This window comes from Streptomyces phytophilus (assembly GCF_013870535.1).
Lineage (GTDB): Bacteria > Actinomycetota > Actinomycetes > Streptomycetales > Streptomycetaceae > Streptomyces > Streptomyces phytophilus.
This window is the reverse complement of record NZ_JACBXC010000844.1, coordinates 1-2,718: the sequence shown is the minus strand read 5'-3', so window position 1 is coordinate 2,718 and position 2,718 is coordinate 1. Positions and strand designations below refer to the sequence as shown.

The window sequence follows — 2,718 nt, the reverse complement described above, 5'->3', positions numbered from 1 at the left end:
CGATGACGCCGCCCCAGTGGCAGAAGACGTTGACCAGCGCCAGCAGGCCGGCGCCGGAGCCGCTGCGGGCGGTGCCGGAGGACGTGAAGGCCGAGTACACCTTGTCCGCGAGGCCGCCGGCGGACCCCAGCGGGCCGGTGGTCTCGATGAACGCCTTCACCGGGGCGGACATGCTCCCGAGTCGCGTCGGGGTGCCGAAGAGGACCACGTCGGCCCAGTCCAGGTCGCCGACGGCGGCCTCGGGCACGCCGACGGCCTCCCGGCCGCTCAGGGGCGAGCCGGGTCTCACCTCCGCCGCGCCGCCCTCCGCCGTGTCCGGCACTGCCGGCTGCGCTGGGTCCTGCCCTGTGCGCTGCGCTGGGTCCTGCGCTGGGTCCTGCGCTGTGTGCTGCCCTGTGTTCCGGGCTGTCTCCGGCACCCGGCGCAGGCGGACCTCCGCGCCCGCCTTCTCCGCGCCCTCGGCGGCGGCGAGGGCGAGGGCATGCACGGTGCCGCCGGCACTGTAGTAGATGACGGCCGCCCTGACGGGGGTCTCGGATTCCATGGTGGGCCTCTCCTTGTGCGGTCCGGCTCGGGGATGGTTCACGATGGGCCATGCGCCTGCCCCGCGCGACCCCTGCGACCAAGACGAACCGGCCGCCGCAGGTGTGACGCTCCGGGGGCTCACACTCCGGCGCGCCGTTTCGTCATACGGAGGGAGAGGCATCACGCGAACTAGGGAGCACCGGCACCATGACCACATCGTCCGCGTCGCAGTCCGGCCGCCTCGACCCGGGGTCCGGGATCGCGAGCGAGCGGCGGCGGCTGACCAACCTCGCCTACCGGATGCTCGGCTCCCTGGCCGACGCCGAGGACGTGGTGCAGGAGACGTACGCCCGCTGGTACGGGATGTCCGCGGAGCGCCGGGCCGCCGTCGTCTCCCCCGGCGGCTGGCTGACGAAGGCCGCCGGCCGCATCTGCCTGGACCTGCTCGGCTCGGCGCGGGCGCGGCGGGAGCGGTACGTGGGCGAGTGGCTGCCGGAGCCGCTGCCGGACCGCACCGGGCTGGTCGGCGGCCGGGTGGGCGGGGCGGAGGGGGACGCGGTGGATCCGGCGGACCGGGTGACGATGGACGAGTCGGTGCACATGGCGTTCCTCGTGGTACTGGAGTCGATGACCCCGGCGGAGCGGGTGGCGTTCGTGCTGCACGACGTGTTCCGCTACCCGTTCCCGGAGGTCGCCGAGATCGTCGGCCGGTCACCCGCGGCGTGCCGGCAGCTGGCGGCCTCTGCGCGCCGCCGGGTCCGCACGGCGCGCCGGCCCGCGGCGGCGGGCCACCACGACGCGCTGGTACGGGAGTTCCGGCGGGCCTGGGCGGCGAAGGACATCGGCGCCCTGGTCGGGCTGCTGGACCCGGGCGCGACGTCCACCCCGGACAGCGGCGGCGTCGTACCGGCGGTGCTGCGGCCGATCGTGGGGCGCGAGGAGGTCGTGCGGGCGTTCACGGCGATTCGGGACCTGCAGCCCGGGATCGAGCTGCTGGAGCGCACGGTCAACGGGCAACTCGGCCTGGTGGCACAGGTGGACGGGGTCACGGTGACGGTGCTCGCCTTCGACGTGGCGGACGGGGGGATCACCCACATCTGGGCGATGCGCAACCCGGAGAAGCTGCGCGCCTGGACGGCGGCCTGAGCGGCGCGGGGACAGGTCCCGAGCCGGGTACGGGCCCGCGCGCCGGGGGGCGGGCCCGTACCCGTGCTCACACCACCCGCTGGAGGGCGCGTTCGCGGCGGGCCGCCACCTTCGAGCCGGATTCCCGGCGCGCCATCCGGCGCAGCACCACCGGCGCCACCGCGAGCCCCAGCACCGCCCACGCGCCCAGCACGCCGACCGCCTCCGCCTGCCGCCAGGAGTCGCCGATCTCCACCGCCGCCGCCGCGTCGGGCAGCATCGCGGCGCGCATGCCGAGCCCGAGCCAGTAGAGCGGGAAGACCTGCGCGGTCCACTGCAGCCACTCCGGCAGCGCGGTGATCGGGTAGAAGATGCCGGAGATCCCGATCAGCGCGAGCACCGGGAGCTGGATCAGGCCCTGCGCCCGGGCGTCGCCGAACACCGAGCCCAGCACGGCCCCGACGGGCAGCGTCGCCGCCATCCCGAGCGCCACGATCCCCGTCAGGTGGACCCAGGCGCCGGCACCGAGGTGCAGGCCGTCGACGAGGAGCAGCGCGGGGACGAGGAAGAGCGCGAGGTCGGCCAGCAGGCCCCCGGCGACGGAGACGACCTTGCCGACGAGGTAGCCGCGCATGCCGTTCGGGGTGGCCTTGGCGCGCAGCAGGGTGCCGTCCTCCCGTTCCGCGGTGAGCAGTTGGCTCATCGTGACCATGCCGAAGGACACGTTCATGCCGAGGATGCCGGGGAGGGTCAGGGCGCCGAGCATGAAGCCGGTGGAGCCGAACTCCCGCCCGCGCACGAACCACAGGACGCCCAGCATGAGCAGCGGCCAGAACAGGTGGCTGAACAGCTCCGCGCCGTTGGTGAAGGACTGGCGCAGCTCGATCGCGCCGCGCCGCAGCCCCGCGCGCAGGACGCAGGCGTTCACCGGTCGCCGCCTTCCGCCGTGCGCTCCGCCGCGTGTACGAGCGCGAGGTAGGTCTGCTCCAGCGACGCCCGGTGGACCTCCAGTTCCGCGATCTCCGCGCCGTGCCGCTCGAAGAGGCCGCGGACGAAGGCGGTTGAGTC

Annotated in this window: 3 protein-coding genes; 1 reads left to right on the top strand and 2 read right to left on the bottom strand. The window is 74.7% G+C overall.

All coding sequences use genetic code 11. From position 1 onward, the window contains the following. A partial coding sequence (locus tag H5J30_RS26070; protein ID WP_181789790.1) for a flavodoxin family protein occupies nt 1-544 on the bottom strand: 544 nt, incomplete at its 3' end. 188 nt (nt 545-732) lie between these two features. On the opposite strand from H5J30_RS26070, the gene sigJ reads away from it, so the two are divergent. Beyond that, entirely contained in the window at nt 733-1,671 is a 939-nt protein-coding gene (sigJ, locus tag H5J30_RS26065; RefSeq protein ID WP_181789789.1) for an RNA polymerase sigma factor SigJ, read from the top strand. A 67-nt stretch (nt 1,672-1,738) separates the two neighbouring features. Here sigJ and H5J30_RS26060 read toward each other — a convergent pair whose 3' ends face one another. Next, nucleotides 1,739-2,578, bottom strand: coding sequence for an ABC transporter permease (locus tag H5J30_RS26060; RefSeq protein WP_181789788.1), 840 nt, complete (start codon nt 2,576-2,578; stop codon nt 1,739-1,741). Nucleotides 2,579-2,718: the final 140 nt, after the last annotated feature.

What these genes read in the sequence shown, in the direction of transcription:
- sigJ (WP_181789789.1), top strand. Translation starts at nt 733, where the DNA reads ATGACCACATCGTCCGCGTCGCAGTCCGGCCGCCTCGACCCGGGGTCC.